A 15245-nucleotide genomic window follows, 5' to 3' on the forward strand; every position below is an offset into this window, starting at 1 on the left:
AAATCCCTCCTGATCCCGTTATCGCGTTTTTGCACGCCAGTCGGCGTATTTGGAGCTCTCCGGCCCGATCGGCAGCGCAACGTCAGCTCCACTGTCCGAGGATTGATAGATTGCTGTCACCAGCTCCAGAGCGCGGCGCGCATCTGCCGACGTCACCGGCAGCGGCCCATTGCCGCTGAGATAGTCGTGGAAGCGGACCATCTGCGTGTTGAAGCGCAGCGCCACCGGCTGCCAGTCGGCGAGCACTTTGTCGATCTGCGCCTGCACGTCATCATTTGCGGCGATGATCTGCCAGGGGCCTTTGCCCGGCGAGTAGGGTTCGTGATTGCTCTCGAACGTGACGTTTTCGAAATGCAGCCGAAGGCGGCTGATTTCCTGCTGTGAACCCAGGGTGCACGCGAGCGACACGAAGGCGCCGTTCTGCATCTCAAGGCTCACCGAGGCACAGTCTTCGACCTCGATATCGTTGACGCGAGTAGCAACGCGGCCGAAGACGCGCGCAGCCGGGCCAGCAAGATGGAAGAGCATATCGTGCAGGTGCAGCGCATGCGTGACCAGCACACCGCCAAGCTCGGTCGCCCATTTGCCGCGCCAGGGCACGGCGTAATACTCGGGTTTGCGCAGCCAGAAGGTCTCAACCGAACCCATATAGAACTTGCCTGCAATGCCTGCATCGATGATGCGCTTCGCCTGCTCGATGCCATCACCATAGCGATACTGGAAGATCGGCATCAGCGTGCCCTTGGCCGTCTTCTCGGCACGCATGATCTCGTCGACACCAGCCAGCGATCCTGTCAGCGGCTTTTCGCAGACGACATGCTTTCCGGCGACAAGGGCTGCGATCACCTGTTCCCTATGAATGCCCGGCGGCGTGCAGATATCGATGATGTCGATGGCGTCGTCCGCCAGAAGCTCGTCGAAGAACATGGTGCGCCGCGCGATGCCGAATTCGTCGCCGACGGTCTTCAGCCGTTCCTCGTTCAGGTCGCAGATCGCTGCGACCTTGAAGCGATCAGGATGCGGCAGGTAGCCCTCGACGATATGCGAACGCCCGATACCGCAGCCGACGATGGCGACAGTCTTGATGCTCATGTCACTCTTTCCCATCGGCATCAGCGCTTCATGCCCGTTGTGGCGATGCCTTCGATCAGCAGGCGCTGGAAGAACAGGAAGAAGAAGAACACTGGCACGAGGGTCAGCGTCGACATGGCGAACAGGCCACCCCAGTCCGATGCGCTGGTCGAGTCGACGAAGGTGCGCAGGCCGAGCTGGATCGTGTAGGTGTTCATGTCGTTCAGATAGATCAGCGGCCCGAAGAAATCGTCCCAGGTCCAGATGAAGGAGAAGATGGCAGCCGTTGCCAGCACCGGCAGCGACAGCGGCAGCATGATCTTCCAATAGATCCGCCAGGCGCTGCAGCCATCCATCATCGCCGCTTCATCGAGCTCGCGCGGGATGCCGCGGAAAAACTGCACCATCAGGAAGATGAAGAAGGCGTCGCTGGCGAGGAATTTCGGCACGACCAGCGGCAAGATGGTGTTGACCCAGCCGAGGTTGAGGAACAGCACATATTGCGGGATCAGCGTCACGTGGTACGGGATCATAAGTGTGCCGAGCATGATCGCGAACCAGAAATTCCGGCCTGCAAAGCGCAGCCGCGCGAAGGCGAAAGCCGTCAGCGAGCAGGCAATGACATTGCCGGTCACCGTCAGCAGCGAGATGACCAGCGAATTCCAGAAGAAGCGCCCAAAGCTGATATCGAGGCCGGTCCAGCCGCGCACGTAGGACGCAAAATCGATCGATGACGGGATGATTGAGGTCGACGAGAAGATCTCGTTTTCCGGGCGCACCGAGGCCGAGAGCATCCAGAGCAGCGGATAGAGCATCAGCAGCGACGCACCGATCAGCAGGACATGGACGACGATCGAACCCGGCAGGCTGCGCTTGTTGATGTCGGATGGCGGCCTGGCCGCGGTGACTGCAGCGGTCATCTCAGTCATCGTAATGAACCCAATAGCGCGAGGACAGGAACGAGAAGGCGGTGAAGATCGCGATGATGACCACCAGGATCCACGCGAGTGCCGAAGCGTAGCCCATGCGGAAATTGCCGAAGGCTTCTTGATAGAGGTAGAGCGTATAGAACAGCGTCGAATTGATCGGACCGCCGGTGCCGCCTGAGATGATGAAAGCAGGCGTGAAGGCCTTGAAGGCCTCGATCGTCTGCACCACGGCATTGAAGAAAATGACGGGCGTCAGAAGCGGCAGGGTGATCTTGTAGAACTGGCGGAATGTCGAGGCGCCGTCGAGGCTGGCCGCCTCATACATATCCTGCGGGATCTGGCGCAGACCGGCGAGGAAGATGATCATCGGCGAGCCGAACTGCCAGACGGACAACGCCACCAGCGTGTAGATCGAATAGCTCGGATGCGAGATCCAGCTCGGCCCCTGAATGCCAAACTGTGCCAGCGCCGCATTAACAAGGCCGTCACCGGCGAAAAGCTGCCGCCAGAGAACTGCGATGGCGACGCTGCCGCCAAGCAGCGAGGGCAGATAGAAAATGGCGCGGTAGACGGGAAGACCGCGAATGCCCCGGTTCAGCGCCATTGCCACCATCAGCGCAAAAGTGAGCTTGAAGGGGACGGAGAGCACGACATAGGTCAGCGTCACCTTCATCGCCGCGGCGAATTTCGGATCGGCGGTGGCGATGCGCACATAGTTGTCCGTGCCGACCCAGCCCGGCGCTCTCAACATGTCGAAGTCCGTGAACGACAGGTAGAGAGAAATCAGGGCGGGGCCGAGCGTCAGCCCGAAAAAACCCAGGAGCCAGGGCAGCAGGAAGAGATAGCCTGGAGCATTGGCATTCCACAGCCGCCTGAGGCGGCTGTCTGCCACTGCTCCCTGGTAACGTTCCACCGTCACGGCTCCGTCGGCCGTTGTGCGCATCGCATTGTTCATGTGGTTCAACCCCGCGCGAGGACGCGCGTAATTTCATCCACGAGCTGCTTGCCGGCATCGGCAGGGGTTACCTGACCGAAGGCAACCTGCTCGGCGAGCTGGCGCAGAACCGTCTGGCCTTCACCGGCACCTGTCGGCGGCGGTGGCGGCAACGGACCGGCGAGATCGCCAAGATTGGCCACGTAGTTCAGCGGGATCTTGCCGACATCATCGAGCGTACCGGCGACGACATCACGCATCGACTTCGATTCCGGAATGCCGCGCTCGACGTCGAGCACCTTGGCGGCATCGGGGTTCATGACGAAGAAGTTGACGTAATCGACGGCCTGATCGAGGACCTTGGACTGCGCCGACACCGAGAAGAACATCGATGGCTTGCGGTAGTGGCCGCCCTTCGAGTCCGCGGTGACGCGCGGGTAGTTGCTGAGCGTCAGCTTGTCCTTGACGACGGCCTGGAAGCCGACGAACTGGTTGCTGTGCGCATAGTCGATCGCAGCCTTGCCCATCGTCAGCGGGGCGGTGTCGATCGTATCCTTGTAGAGCGCCTGAACATCAGGCGGCACACAGGCACCGGCTTCGCGGAACTTCGCCCACATGTCGAACCATTCGGACGCATCTTCGACGCCAAAGGCGATCTTCGAATCCGCCGTGTACAGCGCCTTGCCGCGCTGGCGAACGTAGTTTTCGAAGAGCGGCTCGGCACCGCTGCCATCGGCGAAGCCGAAGAAGCCCTTGCGTTTGCCGGCCTTGGTGATTTCAGCACCGATCTTGCCGAGTTCTTCCCACGTCGTCTTGTTGTTCGGGGCTTCGACGCCTGCTTCCTGCAGCGCAACGGTGTTGATTACAGTCGCTGCCGAGTTCGCGCCGAGGCTGATGCCATAGAGATGGCCATCGACCTTGCCGCCTTCGATCTGAGCCGGATCGAAATCGCCGAGCTGCAGCTTCGAGGGCATGTAGGATTCCAGCGGAGCAAGAGCGCCGCGCCGGGCATATTCGACGATATAACGGTAATCCATCTGGATCACGTCAGGGGCGTTCTTGCCCGCAACCTGGGTCGCGAGCTTCTGCCAGTAATCGCCCCAGCCCAGGAATTCGCCGGTGATCGAAACACCGGAATTCTTGGCCTTGTAGAGATCCGACACCTTGTTGGTGCGGTCGGCGCGGGGCTGAGAGCCCCACCAGATCAGCCGGAGACGGGCGTCCTGCGCAAATGCAGGGGCACCCATACCCGAAAGCGCGAGCAGCGAAGCCCCTCCCGCCATGAAGCCACGTCTATTAATGCTGAATGTCATCTGTTTTTCCTCCTCCCTTGGGGAGCGCCTCCACACGCTCCTTGCTGGTTTCTCTTGCAACAAATAACTAATTGGTTACAAGCTATGGACAAGCACGAAGCCTGTCAAGCGGTCTTGGTTTCGCGAGGTCTCCTCTTCGAATTTCGCTTGTACAACCTCGCACCGAAGCCTTATGAGCGCAACATTAGCGTCTGGGGAGATAAGCCGATGAACGATACCGGCCAGACTGGGGACAAGAAAAAGCCGAAGCGCGCCAGCGGCGAGCGCGTGCTTCAGCGCGACCCCGAACGGACCAAGGCGGCGATCCTTGAGGCGGCAACGCAGGAATTTGCCGAGAACGGCATGGGCGGCGCCCGCGTCGATGCGATCGCCGAACGTGCCGGCACCAACAAGCGCATGCTCTACCACTATTTCGGCGACAAGGAGCAGCTGTACCTGCGCGTGCTCGAAGAGGCCTATGTCGGCATCCGCACCGCCGAACGCGCGCTGCATATCGGCGACCGCAATCCGGAAGAAGGCATCACAGAACTCGCGCTCTTCACCTGGCGCTATTTCCTCCAGCATCCGGAGTTCCTCAGTCTGCTCGGAACGGAAAATCTGCATCGCGCCCGCTGGCTGCGCCAATCGGTGCGGCTGAAGGAGCTTCACTCGCATCTGATCGGCGAACTGGCCCAGGTGCTTGAACGCGGCAAAAAGGAAGGCGTCTTCATCGAGACGGCCGATCCGCTGCATGTCTATCTGACGATCGCATCGCTCGGATATTTCTATCTTTCCAACCAGTACACGCTCTCGACCATCTTCGGCCGCCCCCTGATCGAGGCCACGAATCTGGACACCTGGGAGCGCCATATCGTCCACGTGACGCTCGCCTCCATCAAGCGCTGAGAAGCCGAAACGGATTTGCCTATTGACAGGTCCGGTTTGCTTCTGCCATCAAGTAACTGTTTAGTTACTGGCTTGGGAGGGCTGGGCCAAGCCCGCTCCCTGCCGGAAAACGATTGGCAGGGAGGAACAAATGGCACGTCTCGGGATCATTTTGCACGGCGTTACAGGCCGCATGGGATACAATCAGCACCTGGTGCGATCGATCCTGGCCATCCGCGATCAGGGCGGCCTTCTGCTAAAATCGGGGGAACGGCTGGAGATCGATCCGATCATTGTCGGCCGCAACCGCGACAAAATGGAAGAGCTGGCGAAGAAGCATAACATCAAGCGCTGGTCGACCGACCTTGACGCCGCACTTGCCAACCCCGACGACCATATTTTCTTCGACGCCGGCACGACGCTGATGCGTGCCGAGCTGCTGTCCCGGGCGCTTGACGCCGGCAAACATGTCTATTGCGAAAAGCCGATTTCCGACGACCTGCAGGTTGCGGTCGATCTTGCCCGGAAGGCCCGCTCTTCCGGGCTCAAGCACGGCGTCGTTCAGGACAAGCTGTTCCTGCCCGGCCTGCGCAAGCTGGCGCTGCTGCGCGATTCCGGCTTCTTCGGCAAGATTCTCTCGGTGCGCGGCGAGTTTGGCTACTGGGTGTTCGAGGGCGACTGGGGCGTGCCGGCACAGCGCCCGTCCTGGAACTACCGCAAGGGTGACGGCGGCGGCATCATCCTCGATATGCTGTGCCACTGGCGCTACGTGCTCGACAATCTCTTTGGCGAAGTGAAATCCGTCTCCTGCCTCGGTGCCACCCATATCGGCAGCCGCGTCGACGAACAGGGCAAGACCTATACTTGCGATACCGACGACGCCGCCTACGCGACCTTCGAACTTGAAGGCGGGGTGATCGCGCAGATCAACTCCTCCTGGGCGGTTCGCGTCCGCCGCGACGACCTCGTGACGTTCCAGGTGGACGGCACGCATGGTTCCGCGGTCGCGGGGCTCACGAAATGCTGGACCCAGCACCGCGTCAACACGCCGAAGCCGGTCTGGAATCCCGACCAGCCGCAGACAATCGACTTCTACAAGACCTGGGACGAAGTGCCGGATACGCAGGTCTTCGACAACGGCTTCAAGGCGCAGTGGGAAATGTTCCTGCGCCATGTCGCCGAGGATGCGCCGTGGCCCTATGGCATGGAGGCCGGGGCCAAGGGCGTGCAGCTGGCAGAACTCGGCCTCAAGTCGTGGGCCGAACGCCGCTGGCTCGACGTTCCCCGGCTGGAATTCTGATCATGGCAAGAACGATCAATCTCCCGCTGGACGGCAAGATCGCGCCCTATGAGCTGACCGGCGTGCCGATCGAACTGAAGAAGCGCGATGCCAAGGATTTTCCGCGCGTCGTCTATGCGGCCGCCCATGTGGTAGCCGATCCGCTTCAAGACAACGACCCGTGGCTGACACCGGCGATCGACTGGGAGCGGACGCTTGCGTTCCGCCACCGGCTCTGGGATCTCGGTCTCGGCGTTGCCGAGGCGATGGATACGGCTCAGCGCGGCATGGGCCTCGGCTGGCCTGAGGCCCGCGAGCTGATCCGCCGGGCGTTGCGCGAGGCACGCACCCGAAAGGACGCGCTGATTGCCTGCGGCGCCGGCACCGATCATCTGACACCGGGCCCTGACGTAACGGTTGACACAATCATCCGGGCCTACGAAGAGCAGATCGAGGCCGTCGAGGCGGAAGGCGGGCGCATCATCCTGATGGCAAGCCGGGCGCTGGCCGCCGCCGCCAAGGGCCCGGACGACTATATCCGGGTCTATGACCGCATCCTTCGCCAGGTCAAGGAACCCGTGATCATCCATTGGCTGGGTGAAATGTTCGACCCGGCGCTCGCCGGCTACTGGGGCAATGACGACCACATCAAGGCAATGTCGACGAGCCTTCAGGTGATCGAAGCCAATGCCGCCAAGGTCGATGGCATCAAGATTTCGCTGCTTTCGAAGGAGAAGGAAGTGGCGATGCGCCGCCAGCTGCCCAAGGCGGTGCGCATGTATACCGGCGACGACTTCAACTATGCCGAACTGATCGCCGGCGATGAAGAGGGCTATTCGGACGCCCTGCTCGGCATTTTCGATGCGATCGCACCGGCAGCTTCGGCGGCAATGGATGCGCTCGGGCGCCACAGCAACAACGAGTTTTTCGATCTGCTCGACCCGACCGTTCCGTTGTCGCGCCACATCTTCAAGGCGCCGACCCGCTTCTACAAGACCGGCGTGGTGTTCCTTGCCTATCTGAACGGCCTGCAGGACCATTTCGTGATGGTCGGCGGGCAGCAGAGCACAAGGTCGCTGACGCATCTCGCCGAATTGTTCCGACTGGCTGACAAGGCGCGGGTCCTCGCCGATCCCGATCTCGCGGTCAGCCGCATGAAGCAGGTGCTTGCCGTTCACGGCGTACAGTGAACCATCAGGCAGGGAGGGCATGACATGCAGGTCGAAGGACTTTCGATTAATCTCGCAACGATCCGCGAGCAATGCGGCTTTGCCGAAGCCGTCGATCTCTGCCTGAAGCACGGCATCACCAAGATCGCGCCCTGGCGCGATCAGATCGCCAAGGCCGGTCTCGACGAAGCCGTCCGCATCGTGAAATCGAACGGCCTGAAGCTGACCGGCCTTTGCCGAGGGGGCTTCTTTCCGGCGGCTAATGACCGCGATTGGCAGAAAAACCTCGACGACAACCGACGAGCGATCGACGAGGCCGCTGCGCTCGGCGCCGATTGCCTGGTGCTCGTTGTCGGTGGATTGGCGGGTGGATCGCGGGATATCGGTGCTGCCCGGCAGATGGTTTCGGACGGCATCGCCGCCGTCTTACCGCATGCGAGAGCCTCAGGCGTGCCGCTGGCGATCGAGCCACTGCACCCGATGTATGCCGCCGACCGCTCCTGCGTGAATACCCTGCGCCAGGCGCTCGACATGTGCGAGCTTCTCGGCACCGACGTCGGCGTCGCCATCGATGTCTATCACGTCTGGTGGGATCCGGAACTCGCCGAACAGATCGCACGCGCCGGGCAGATGAAGCGCATCTTCGCGCATCACATCTGCGATTGGCTGGTGCCGACTAAGGACATGCTCACCGACCGCGGCATGATGGGCGACGGCGTGATCGATCTCAAAGGCATCAGGCGGATGATCGAGAAGGCGGGCTTCTTCGGCGCGCAGGAGGTGGAGATCTTTTCGGCAGACAACTGGTGGAAGCGCCCGGCGGAGGAGGTCATCGCCACCTGCGTCGACCGGTATCATGGCTGCTGCCTGGTTTAATTGGATATATTCGTTTCAGCACGTATGAAGGAGGATCATTCGATGGAGAAGCGCCGTTTTGCACTGATAGGGACCGGCAATCGCGGGACCACGATGTGGGGGAAGGATCTGCTCGCCGGGTGGCGGGAGCATGTCGATCTCGTCGCTATCGTCGAGAAGAACTCGCTGCGCGGCGAGCGTGCGCGTACGATGATCGGCAGCAATGCCCCCATCTATGACGACATCGAGGCGATGCTGAAGGAGGTGAAGCCCGACCTCGTGATCGTCTGTACGCCTGATCATACCCATGACGCGATCGTCGTGCGGGCGCTCGAGGCCGGGATCGACGTGATCACCGAAAAGCCGATGACGACAGCGGTCGACAAGATCCGGCGGATCATGGACGCCGAGAAGCGGACAGGCCAGCGCGTCGATGTTTCGTTCAACTACCGCTATTCGCCGACGGCAGCGCGCATCAAGGAGCTGCTGAACTCAGGCGAGATCGGCCGCGTCACCTCTGTCGATTTTCATTGGTACCTGAACACCAAGCACGGCGCCGATTATTTCCGTCGCTGGCATGCCTATACCGAGAACTCGGGCAGCCTCTTCGTCCACAAGGCGACACACCATTTCGATCTGCTGAACTGGTATCTCGACAGCGATCCCGAAGCCGTCACATCCTTTGCCGATCTGCAGAATTACGGCCGCAAAGGCCCCTTCCGCGGCCCGCGCTGCAAGCTCTGTCCTCACACCGCCGACTGCGATTACTACCTCGACCTTGAGGCAGATCCGTTCCTGGACACGCTTTACGAAGACCCCTCGAAGATCGACGGTTACTTCCGCGACGGCTGCGTCTTCCGCGAGGATATCGACATCCCTGATACGATGGTGGTGAGCATCCGCTACCGCAACAACGTGCATGTTTCCTACTCGCTGAACACCTTCCAGCCGATCGAGGGTCATCATCTGGCGTTCAACGGCACCAAGGGCCGGATCGAGGTTCGCCAGCATGAAACGCAGCCATGGGAGGTGAAGAAGGAAGACGAAATCCTGCTGATCCGCAACTTCCCCAACGGCAAGGAAGCGCTCGAACGCATCGTCGTTCCGCATTCGTCCGGCGGGCATTACGGTGGTGACGACCGGATGCGCAACATGATCTTCAAGCCCGGCATGGAAGATGGGCTGCATCAGCGCGCCGGTACGCGCGCCGGGGCAATGTCTGTTCTCTGCGGGATTGCAGCTCTACAAAGTTCGCGCACGGGCAAGGTGGTGACGCTCGCCGACCTGATGCCGGAGCTGGCCAACGACGGCTCGCCGAATAGCGTAAAAGCCGGCTAATAAAATCGAAGCGCCAGTTCGAGTGGAGCTGGCGCTTTCAATTTCGAATGTTGGCGCAGGCCCTAAGCAAGCCGGTCGAGATCGGCCAGCGTCAGCGCGTAGAGCAGCGGCTCGCCCTTCAGAAAGCGCTCGATCTCATCGACAGCCATTGCGCCAAGCCTAGAACGCTCCAATCCGACCGCGCCGGCGATATGCGGCGTGAGGAACACGTTCGGCAGGTCGTAGAATGCCGAGCTCGTCTCGGGAATTTCCGGATCGGTGACGTCGATAATGGCATCAATCCGGCCGGTGGCCAGCGTCGTCAGCAATGCCGCCTCGTCGATGATTGCGCCGCGCGCCGTGTTGATCAGCGTTGCGCCATCCTTCATCATCGCCAACTTCCGCGCATCGATCATATGGCGGGTCGATGGAAGCGACGGCGCATGCAGCGAAACGATATCCGACATCCGCATCAATGTATCGAGGTCGCATTTCGCAACGCCCAGCTCTGCGCATTGCGAGGCGCTCAATGTCGGATCGAAAAGCAGGATCTTGGATTCGAAGGGTTTCAGCAGATCGATCACTCGCCGCCCGATACGCGAAGCGCCGATGATACCGACCGTCCGGCCGTAGTTGCCGATCGCCAGCCGCTGCATCGGATAGGTCCGCTCGCGGTTCCGGTCATCCGTGTAGTAGTCCCGGAAGCGAAAGACCTGCTTGCCGGCAAACAGGATCGCCGCAAGGGTGAATTCCGCGACGGGAACGGCATTGGCCTCTGCCGCATGGGTGACCTGCACACCTGATCTGAAGACCTCCTCGCCGATGATGCCTTTGACCGTGCCGGCGGCATGGGCCACAAGTTTCATCCCTTTCGCGGCCGAAAGCACATCGGCACCAACATGAGGCGCGCCCCAGCCGGTGATCAGGATTTCGGTTTCGGCAAGGATGCGCCTGGCGCGCTCATCGCTGAAATTCTCGAGCGGATGCCGGTCGAGCAGGACACCGAGCTGTTCCAGCCGGTCGAGCAAGGCATCAGGGAGAACATGCTCCGTCCGCTGCCCGGGCTGCATGGCGAGCGCAATACCTCTTTGTCTCATGGCATTTGCCCTGGCGCCTCGATGGCGCTGACCGTGATGCCTTCCTTGGCGACGATCGCTTCCAGCGAAGACAAATCCGGCTTCCCAGGTGGCGTTAGCCACGCCCGCGACACAGCCTGCCGATCTCCCGTGGCTATGACGGCCGTGAACAACACGGTCTCGCCCGCCGGAATTTCACCACGGAGCTGCGGCACCAGGGTCTTGGCAACGATCATGTTGGTATTCGGCAATGCCTTTTGCACGAGGCCGTGGCGCTCGATGCTGGAGCCGAGATCAGCGATGCCGGAGAAGTCAGCTTCGCCAAGGACGCAGGCCTGGCCGGCCGCGGCTTCGAGCGTATCGAGGTCGAAATCCTGCTTGGCAATCGCAAAGCCGCCCTCGGCAATCTGCAACGCACGCGGCGACTGGATGCGATGGACGCGAATATGCCAGGGCGCGGCCGGAACGAGCCAGGTTTCGACGCTGACATCCTTGAAAGGCGACCATTTTGCATAGAGCACGTCGCCGGCAATCTTCGCCACCGTGTTGGTTTCACGGACGCGATAGTGAAAGCCGTCATCGCTGAAAGCCAGTGCCGAATCGAAGGCGCCGCCGGCAAAACTCCGCTCGTCGGCTTCGACGCTGAAGCCATAGCGGGCCGAATATGCGAATTTGGCGTATTTTTCGGTACCAAACCGCATCTGAAGATTTTCCTGCCCCGATGACAGGGCCACCGCATCTTCGCCAGTGTGCATGATCACCATGCCGGGATGGCGCTGCGGTGTGACGGGCGCGGCGGCCGGCACCACCTCTTTCGCCGTCCAGAACGGATGATCTTCCGGGATTGCCAGCGGCAGGAAAGCCTTGAACGCCCAGTATGGCGAACCGGCCGAATTATAGCTCTCGGACATCAGAAAATTCGGATAGCCGAAGCCGATCGACAGAATACCGTCGCGGTTCGTCATCGGTTTGTCCCGCCACCAGCGCAGATGCTGAAGGCAGAGATGCTTGACCTCGCCCCAGGGCAGCGCTTCCAGATCCGCAAACGCAAGCGCCGACCAGAAGCCTGCGCAGGCGAAACGGTAGGTGAGGCTGCGGCCGAAGGGGATGGTCGCGCCATCGTCGGCAAACCAATGTTGGAAATCCCGGGCAAAGAGCAGGGCCCGTTCCCGGTAGCGTTTCGCATAGTCGTCATCGACTAGCTTCGAATAGATCAGCCCGTAGAAATGCATCGCGAAGGGGATGTAGTGATCGACGCGGCGGACATTGCCATCGCGGTACCATCCATCACCGACATAAAAGCCTTCGAGCTCTTCGAGATATTGCTTGGTCAGGCTGCGATCGAAATCGGCCCCGACGCGATCGAGTGCGATGTCGACGAAGATGCGGAAGAATTTCCAGTTGTTGTCGGCATAGTCGAATTGGCGGGCATGCTTGAGATAGGCGATAACATTGGCGCGCTGGGCGGTATCGAGCGGTTCCCAGATCTTCTCCGGCACCAGCGCGATCGCAAAGCCCAGAGCCGCAAGTTCCACCATCCGCTGATCGCGGCCCCCGACCGTGCCCCAATATTCCGGGTGATCGGGATCGGAGCCGTTGGCGATACCGTCGGCGAAACGCTGCCAATGTGCGAAGTCGCCCTTTCCGGCGCCAAGCGGCGCCAGGCCCCAGAGAGGCCGGGCAAAACCTTCAAGATCAGCGGCCGCCCGGTCGAAATGTGCGCCCGCGCCATCGAGCCTGACACGCGCGTTGCCCTCGGAAAAATAGGGAAGCAGCGGATTGAAGAGATCATGAAGGGCGCGGCTCATGTCGCTGCGCGTCTGGAGAGGATTGCCTGCGAGCGGATTGGCGCTGGCCGGATCATAGGTCATCTGCATCACTCATCGATTCTTGCATCTGGCACAGTCCCCCCGGCAACCGGGACGACCGCATGGCATACATGGCGCGCAGGAGCCGTCCTGTCGCGGAAGCGGGCTATCATCAAGGCAATCGCCTCACGGCCGATTGCGGCCCGGTCGACATGCATCGTCGACAGCGGTGGGTTGGTCATCATCGCACAGGGGAGATCGTCGAAACCGACGATCGCAAAGTCTTCGGGAACGCGAAGACCTGCTTCGGTGACGGCTTCGAGGACGCCGACGGCGACGAAATCGTTCATGCAGAAGGCGGCGGTAAAACCCTTGTTTTCTGCGAGAACGGCAGCCATCAGTTCATGCGCCTCGCGCGAGGCGCTGCCCTGAAATCCCATCGACACTAGGCGCCGCTCGCCGCCATGAACGGCGACAGCCGCATCGAAGCCGCGAACGCGTTCGCGGATCGTATGGCGATGCGATCCGGTGAAGTGAAGGATCTTGCGATGTCCGGCATCGAGCAGACGCTCGGCTGCCTGATAGGCACCGAAGAAGTTTGACGGAGACACGCCGTCGATCTGCAGGCGGGGATCCGTTCCGTTGACGAGCACCACCGGCACTTTCTCCGCTTCGATCCAGCTGCGAAGCGCATCGCTCGGATCAATACCGACGAGAAAGAGCCCCTCGGCCCGCGCCGTCGTCATGTAGCTGCGAACAACCTCGGGCGTAGCGCGGTCCTCCCGGATGAGCCGGACTTCGAAGGCCATCCCAGCTTCCAGAGCGCTCGCCCGCAGACCTTCGACGATCGCTTCGTAGAAGACGCTGAGCCCACCCGTGACCCCATCGCTGGCGATCAGCGCCAAGCCGCCGGGCGGCGGCTCGACCGTGGACCTCGGCTGATAGCCATGCTCGGCGGCCACCCGCAGAATATGCTCGCGCACATTGCCGCTGATACCCGGCTCATTGGCGAGCACGCGAGAAACCGTGGAAACGGACACGCCGGCCGCTGTTGCGATATCGGCCTGTCGCGGCCGTTTGGGTTTCATTTCGTTCATGGCCCGATCTTATGCAAATAATGCAAATTTGCAATTGTTATATAATTTCTTGCAAGTTTATTTTTTTTGCGTAGTCTTCGCCGCATTGCCCTCAGATGTTGGAGGACGGCGAGGGGCAGGCACAAGGAGGAACATCATGCAGATCAATCGACGGACATTTCTGATGGGTTCGGCTGGCGTCGCCACCGGGCTTGCCTTCGGCGCCGGAAGCGCCATCCCGGCCTATGCAGAGGGTACAGAGCTGCGCGCCATGTGGTGGGGATCGAACGATCGCGCCAAGCGGACACTCGACGTTGCCAAGCTTTATGAAGGCAAGACGCCAGGTGTGAAAATCGTTGGCGAATCCATGAGTGGTGATGGCTACTGGACGAAACTGGCGACGCAGATGGCCGGCCGCGCCATTGCCGACGTCTTCCAGCTCGAGCCGGGAACGATTTCCGATTATTCCAAGCGCGGCGCCTGCCTTGCTCTCGACGAGTTCGTCCCATCGACGCTGAAGGTTGATGCGTTTGGCAAGGACATGCTGAAGCTGACGACTGTCGACAACAAGCTCTATGGCATCGGCCTTGGACTGAATTCCTTTGCGCTGTTCTTCGACCAAGCCGTATTCGAAAAGGCGGGCCTGCCGCTTCCGACGACGGACCTGACCTGGGACGAATATGCCAAGCTTGCCGTCGAGCTCACCAAGGCCGGCGGCAAGGATAATTACTGGGGCGGTCCCTACGGTGCCCGCTATACCTATGTCTTCGATGCCTGGCTGCGCCAGCGCGGCAAGAGCCTTTATGCTGACGGCAAGCTCGGCTTCGGCGTCGACGATGCCAAGGAGTGGTACAGCTTCTGGGAGGATCTGCGCAAGAAAGGTGGCACGGTCGCTGCCGATGTGCAGACACTCGACCAGAACACCATCGATACCAACGCGCTGGCACTCGGCAAGTCGGCTATGGGCATGGCCTATTCCAACCAGCTCGTCGGCTACCAGCTGATCTCCAAGAACAAGCTGGCGATCACCACGCTGCCGCGCGAGAAGAAGGGCGGACCTTCCGGCCACTATTATCGCCCGGCACTGATCTGGAGCGTCGGCGCGACGACGAAGAATGGCGAGGCCGCCGCCAAGTTCATCGACTTCTTCGTCAATGACCCCGATGCTGGCAAGATCCTCGGCGTCGAGCGCGGCGTACCGATGTCGCCGGCCGTGCGCCAGGCGATCCTGCCGAATCTCAACCCGACGGAGCAGGCAGCGGTCAAATACGTGGATCTTCTGAAGGACCAGGTCGGCGACTATCCGGCACCGGCGCCATTGGGATCGACGGAGTTCGACCAACGCCTGTTCCGCCCGATCGCCGATGAACTCGCCTTCGAACGAACCACGCCCGCCGAGGCTGCGCAGCGGCTCGTCGAAGAAGGCAAGGCGACGATCAGAAGCTGAAGTTTCAGCTGAAAACAACGAAAGAGCCCGTCGATGCGGGCTCTTTTGCGTTGCAGTTGGCGGCAGCAAGATCGAGACCACGGAAGTCTATCATCTTGCAATGAGCA

Annotated in this window: 13 protein-coding genes; 6 read left to right on the plus strand and 7 right to left on the minus strand. The window is 61.0% G+C overall.

From position 1 onward, the window contains the following. Positions 1 to 18 precede the first annotated feature (18 nt). Genes AC1DJO_RS14260 through AC1DJO_RS14275 form a run of 4 tightly spaced genes read right to left on the minus strand, consistent with a single transcriptional unit; the run spans position 19 to position 4247 of the window. Positions 19 to 1092 carry a Gfo/Idh/MocA family protein gene (locus AC1DJO_RS14260; protein ID WP_477971230.1) on the minus strand — a complete coding sequence of 358 codons (1074 nt, stop codon included), beginning with the start codon at positions 1090 to 1092 and terminating at the stop codon, positions 19 to 21. 20 nt (positions 1093 to 1112) lie between these two features. Continuing rightward, complete coding sequence (locus AC1DJO_RS14265; RefSeq protein ID WP_477971232.1) at positions 1113 to 2000, minus strand: carbohydrate ABC transporter permease; 888 nt, start codon at positions 1998 to 2000, stop codon at positions 1113 to 1115. Further along, positions 1993 to 2955 carry a carbohydrate ABC transporter permease gene (locus AC1DJO_RS14270; RefSeq protein WP_112539858.1) on the minus strand — a complete coding sequence of 321 codons (963 nt, stop codon included), beginning with the start codon at positions 2953 to 2955 and terminating at the stop codon, positions 1993 to 1995. The genes AC1DJO_RS14265 and AC1DJO_RS14270 overlap by 8 nt, the downstream gene beginning before the upstream one ends. A gap of 5 nt (positions 2956 to 2960) precedes the next feature. After that, a complete protein-coding gene (locus AC1DJO_RS14275; protein WP_112384971.1) occupies positions 2961 to 4247 on the minus strand; it encodes an ABC transporter substrate-binding protein in 1287 nt (428 codons plus the stop codon). Between the two features lie 207 nt (positions 4248 to 4454). Here AC1DJO_RS14275 and AC1DJO_RS14280 point away from each other — a divergent pair, with 207 nt between their 5' ends. The 5 genes from AC1DJO_RS14280 (at position 4455) to AC1DJO_RS14300 (ending at position 9752) form a co-directional block, all read left to right on the plus strand. Continuing rightward, positions 4455 to 5132 carry a TetR/AcrR family transcriptional regulator gene (locus AC1DJO_RS14280; RefSeq protein ID WP_112514374.1) on the plus strand — a complete coding sequence of 226 codons (678 nt, stop codon included), beginning with the start codon at positions 4455 to 4457 and terminating at the stop codon, positions 5130 to 5132. A gap of 130 nt (positions 5133 to 5262) precedes the next feature. Next, positions 5263 to 6411 carry a Gfo/Idh/MocA family protein gene (locus tag AC1DJO_RS14285; protein ID WP_477971235.1) on the plus strand — a complete coding sequence of 383 codons (1149 nt, stop codon included), beginning with the start codon at positions 5263 to 5265 and terminating at the stop codon, positions 6409 to 6411. 2 nt (positions 6412 to 6413) lie between these two features. Continuing rightward, a complete protein-coding gene (locus AC1DJO_RS14290; RefSeq protein WP_477971237.1) occupies positions 6414 to 7580 on the plus strand; it encodes a dihydrodipicolinate synthase family protein in 1167 nt (388 codons plus the stop codon). A 24-nt stretch (positions 7581 to 7604) separates the two neighbouring features. Beyond that, positions 7605 to 8435 (plus strand): sugar phosphate isomerase/epimerase family protein, encoded by an 831-nt coding sequence (locus tag AC1DJO_RS14295; protein WP_477971239.1) that lies wholly within the window; start codon positions 7605 to 7607, stop codon positions 8433 to 8435. 42 nt (positions 8436 to 8477) lie between these two features. Beyond that, positions 8478 to 9752 carry a Gfo/Idh/MocA family protein gene (locus AC1DJO_RS14300; RefSeq protein WP_477971241.1) on the plus strand — a complete coding sequence of 425 codons (1275 nt, stop codon included), beginning with the start codon at positions 8478 to 8480 and terminating at the stop codon, positions 9750 to 9752. A gap of 62 nt (positions 9753 to 9814) precedes the next feature. Here AC1DJO_RS14300 and AC1DJO_RS14305 read toward each other — a convergent pair whose 3' ends face one another. The 3 genes from AC1DJO_RS14305 to AC1DJO_RS14315 are packed head-to-tail and all read right to left on the minus strand — an operon-like array spanning position 9815 to position 13712. Beyond that, complete coding sequence (locus AC1DJO_RS14305; protein ID WP_477971243.1) at positions 9815 to 10828, minus strand: hydroxyacid dehydrogenase; 1014 nt, start codon at positions 10826 to 10828, stop codon at positions 9815 to 9817. Then, the gene (locus AC1DJO_RS14310) at positions 10825 to 12678 is read right to left on the minus strand and encodes a DUF2264 domain-containing protein (RefSeq protein ID WP_477971245.1); all 1854 of its coding nucleotides are present in this window, start codon (positions 12676 to 12678) and stop codon (positions 10825 to 10827) included. Before AC1DJO_RS14310 ends, AC1DJO_RS14305 begins: the two co-directional genes overlap by 4 nt. 5 nt (positions 12679 to 12683) lie before the next feature. Beyond that, positions 12684 to 13712 (minus strand): LacI family DNA-binding transcriptional regulator, encoded by a 1029-nt coding sequence (locus AC1DJO_RS14315; RefSeq protein WP_477971247.1) that lies wholly within the window; start codon positions 13710 to 13712, stop codon positions 12684 to 12686. Positions 13713 to 13848: 136 nt separating this feature from the next. On the opposite strand from AC1DJO_RS14315, the gene AC1DJO_RS14320 reads away from it, so the two are divergent. Beyond that, the gene (locus tag AC1DJO_RS14320; protein ID WP_112384963.1) at positions 13849 to 15138 is read left to right on the plus strand and encodes an ABC transporter substrate-binding protein; all 1290 of its coding nucleotides are present in this window, start codon (positions 13849 to 13851) and stop codon (positions 15136 to 15138) included. The last annotated feature ends 107 nt before the right edge of the window (positions 15139 to 15245 follow it).

This window comes from Rhizobium sp. 05N430, assembly GCF_056396985.1.

Excerpts from the sequence above, each read along its gene's own strand:
- AC1DJO_RS14260 (WP_477971230.1), bottom strand. The coding sequence starts at position 1,092 with ATGAGCATCAAGACTGTCGCCATCGTCGGCTGCGGTATCGGGCGTTCG.
- AC1DJO_RS14265 (WP_477971232.1), bottom strand. The coding sequence starts at position 2,000 with ATGACTGAGATGACCGCTGCAGTCACCGCGGCCAGGCCGCCATCCGAC.
- AC1DJO_RS14270 (WP_112539858.1), bottom strand. The coding sequence starts at position 2,955 with ATGAACAATGCGATGCGCACAACGGCCGACGGAGCCGTGACGGTGGAA.
- AC1DJO_RS14275 (WP_112384971.1), bottom strand. The coding sequence starts at position 4,247 with ATGACATTCAGCATTAATAGACGTGGCTTCATGGCGGGAGGGGCTTCG.
- AC1DJO_RS14280 (WP_112514374.1), top strand. The coding sequence starts at position 4,455 with ATGAACGATACCGGCCAGACTGGGGACAAGAAAAAGCCGAAGCGCGCC.
- AC1DJO_RS14285 (WP_477971235.1), top strand. The coding sequence starts at position 5,263 with ATGGCACGTCTCGGGATCATTTTGCACGGCGTTACAGGCCGCATGGGA.
- AC1DJO_RS14290 (WP_477971237.1), top strand. The coding sequence starts at position 6,414 with ATGGCAAGAACGATCAATCTCCCGCTGGACGGCAAGATCGCGCCCTAT.
- AC1DJO_RS14295 (WP_477971239.1), top strand. The coding sequence starts at position 7,605 with ATGCAGGTCGAAGGACTTTCGATTAATCTCGCAACGATCCGCGAGCAA.
- AC1DJO_RS14300 (WP_477971241.1), top strand. The coding sequence starts at position 8,478 with ATGGAGAAGCGCCGTTTTGCACTGATAGGGACCGGCAATCGCGGGACC.
- AC1DJO_RS14305 (WP_477971243.1), bottom strand. The coding sequence starts at position 10,828 with ATGAGACAAAGAGGTATTGCGCTCGCCATGCAGCCCGGGCAGCGGACG.
- AC1DJO_RS14310 (WP_477971245.1), bottom strand. The coding sequence starts at position 12,678 with ATGACCTATGATCCGGCCAGCGCCAATCCGCTCGCAGGCAATCCTCTC.
- AC1DJO_RS14315 (WP_477971247.1), bottom strand. The coding sequence starts at position 13,712 with ATGAACGAAATGAAACCCAAACGGCCGCGACAGGCCGATATCGCAACA.
- AC1DJO_RS14320 (WP_112384963.1), top strand. The coding sequence starts at position 13,849 with ATGCAGATCAATCGACGGACATTTCTGATGGGTTCGGCTGGCGTCGCC.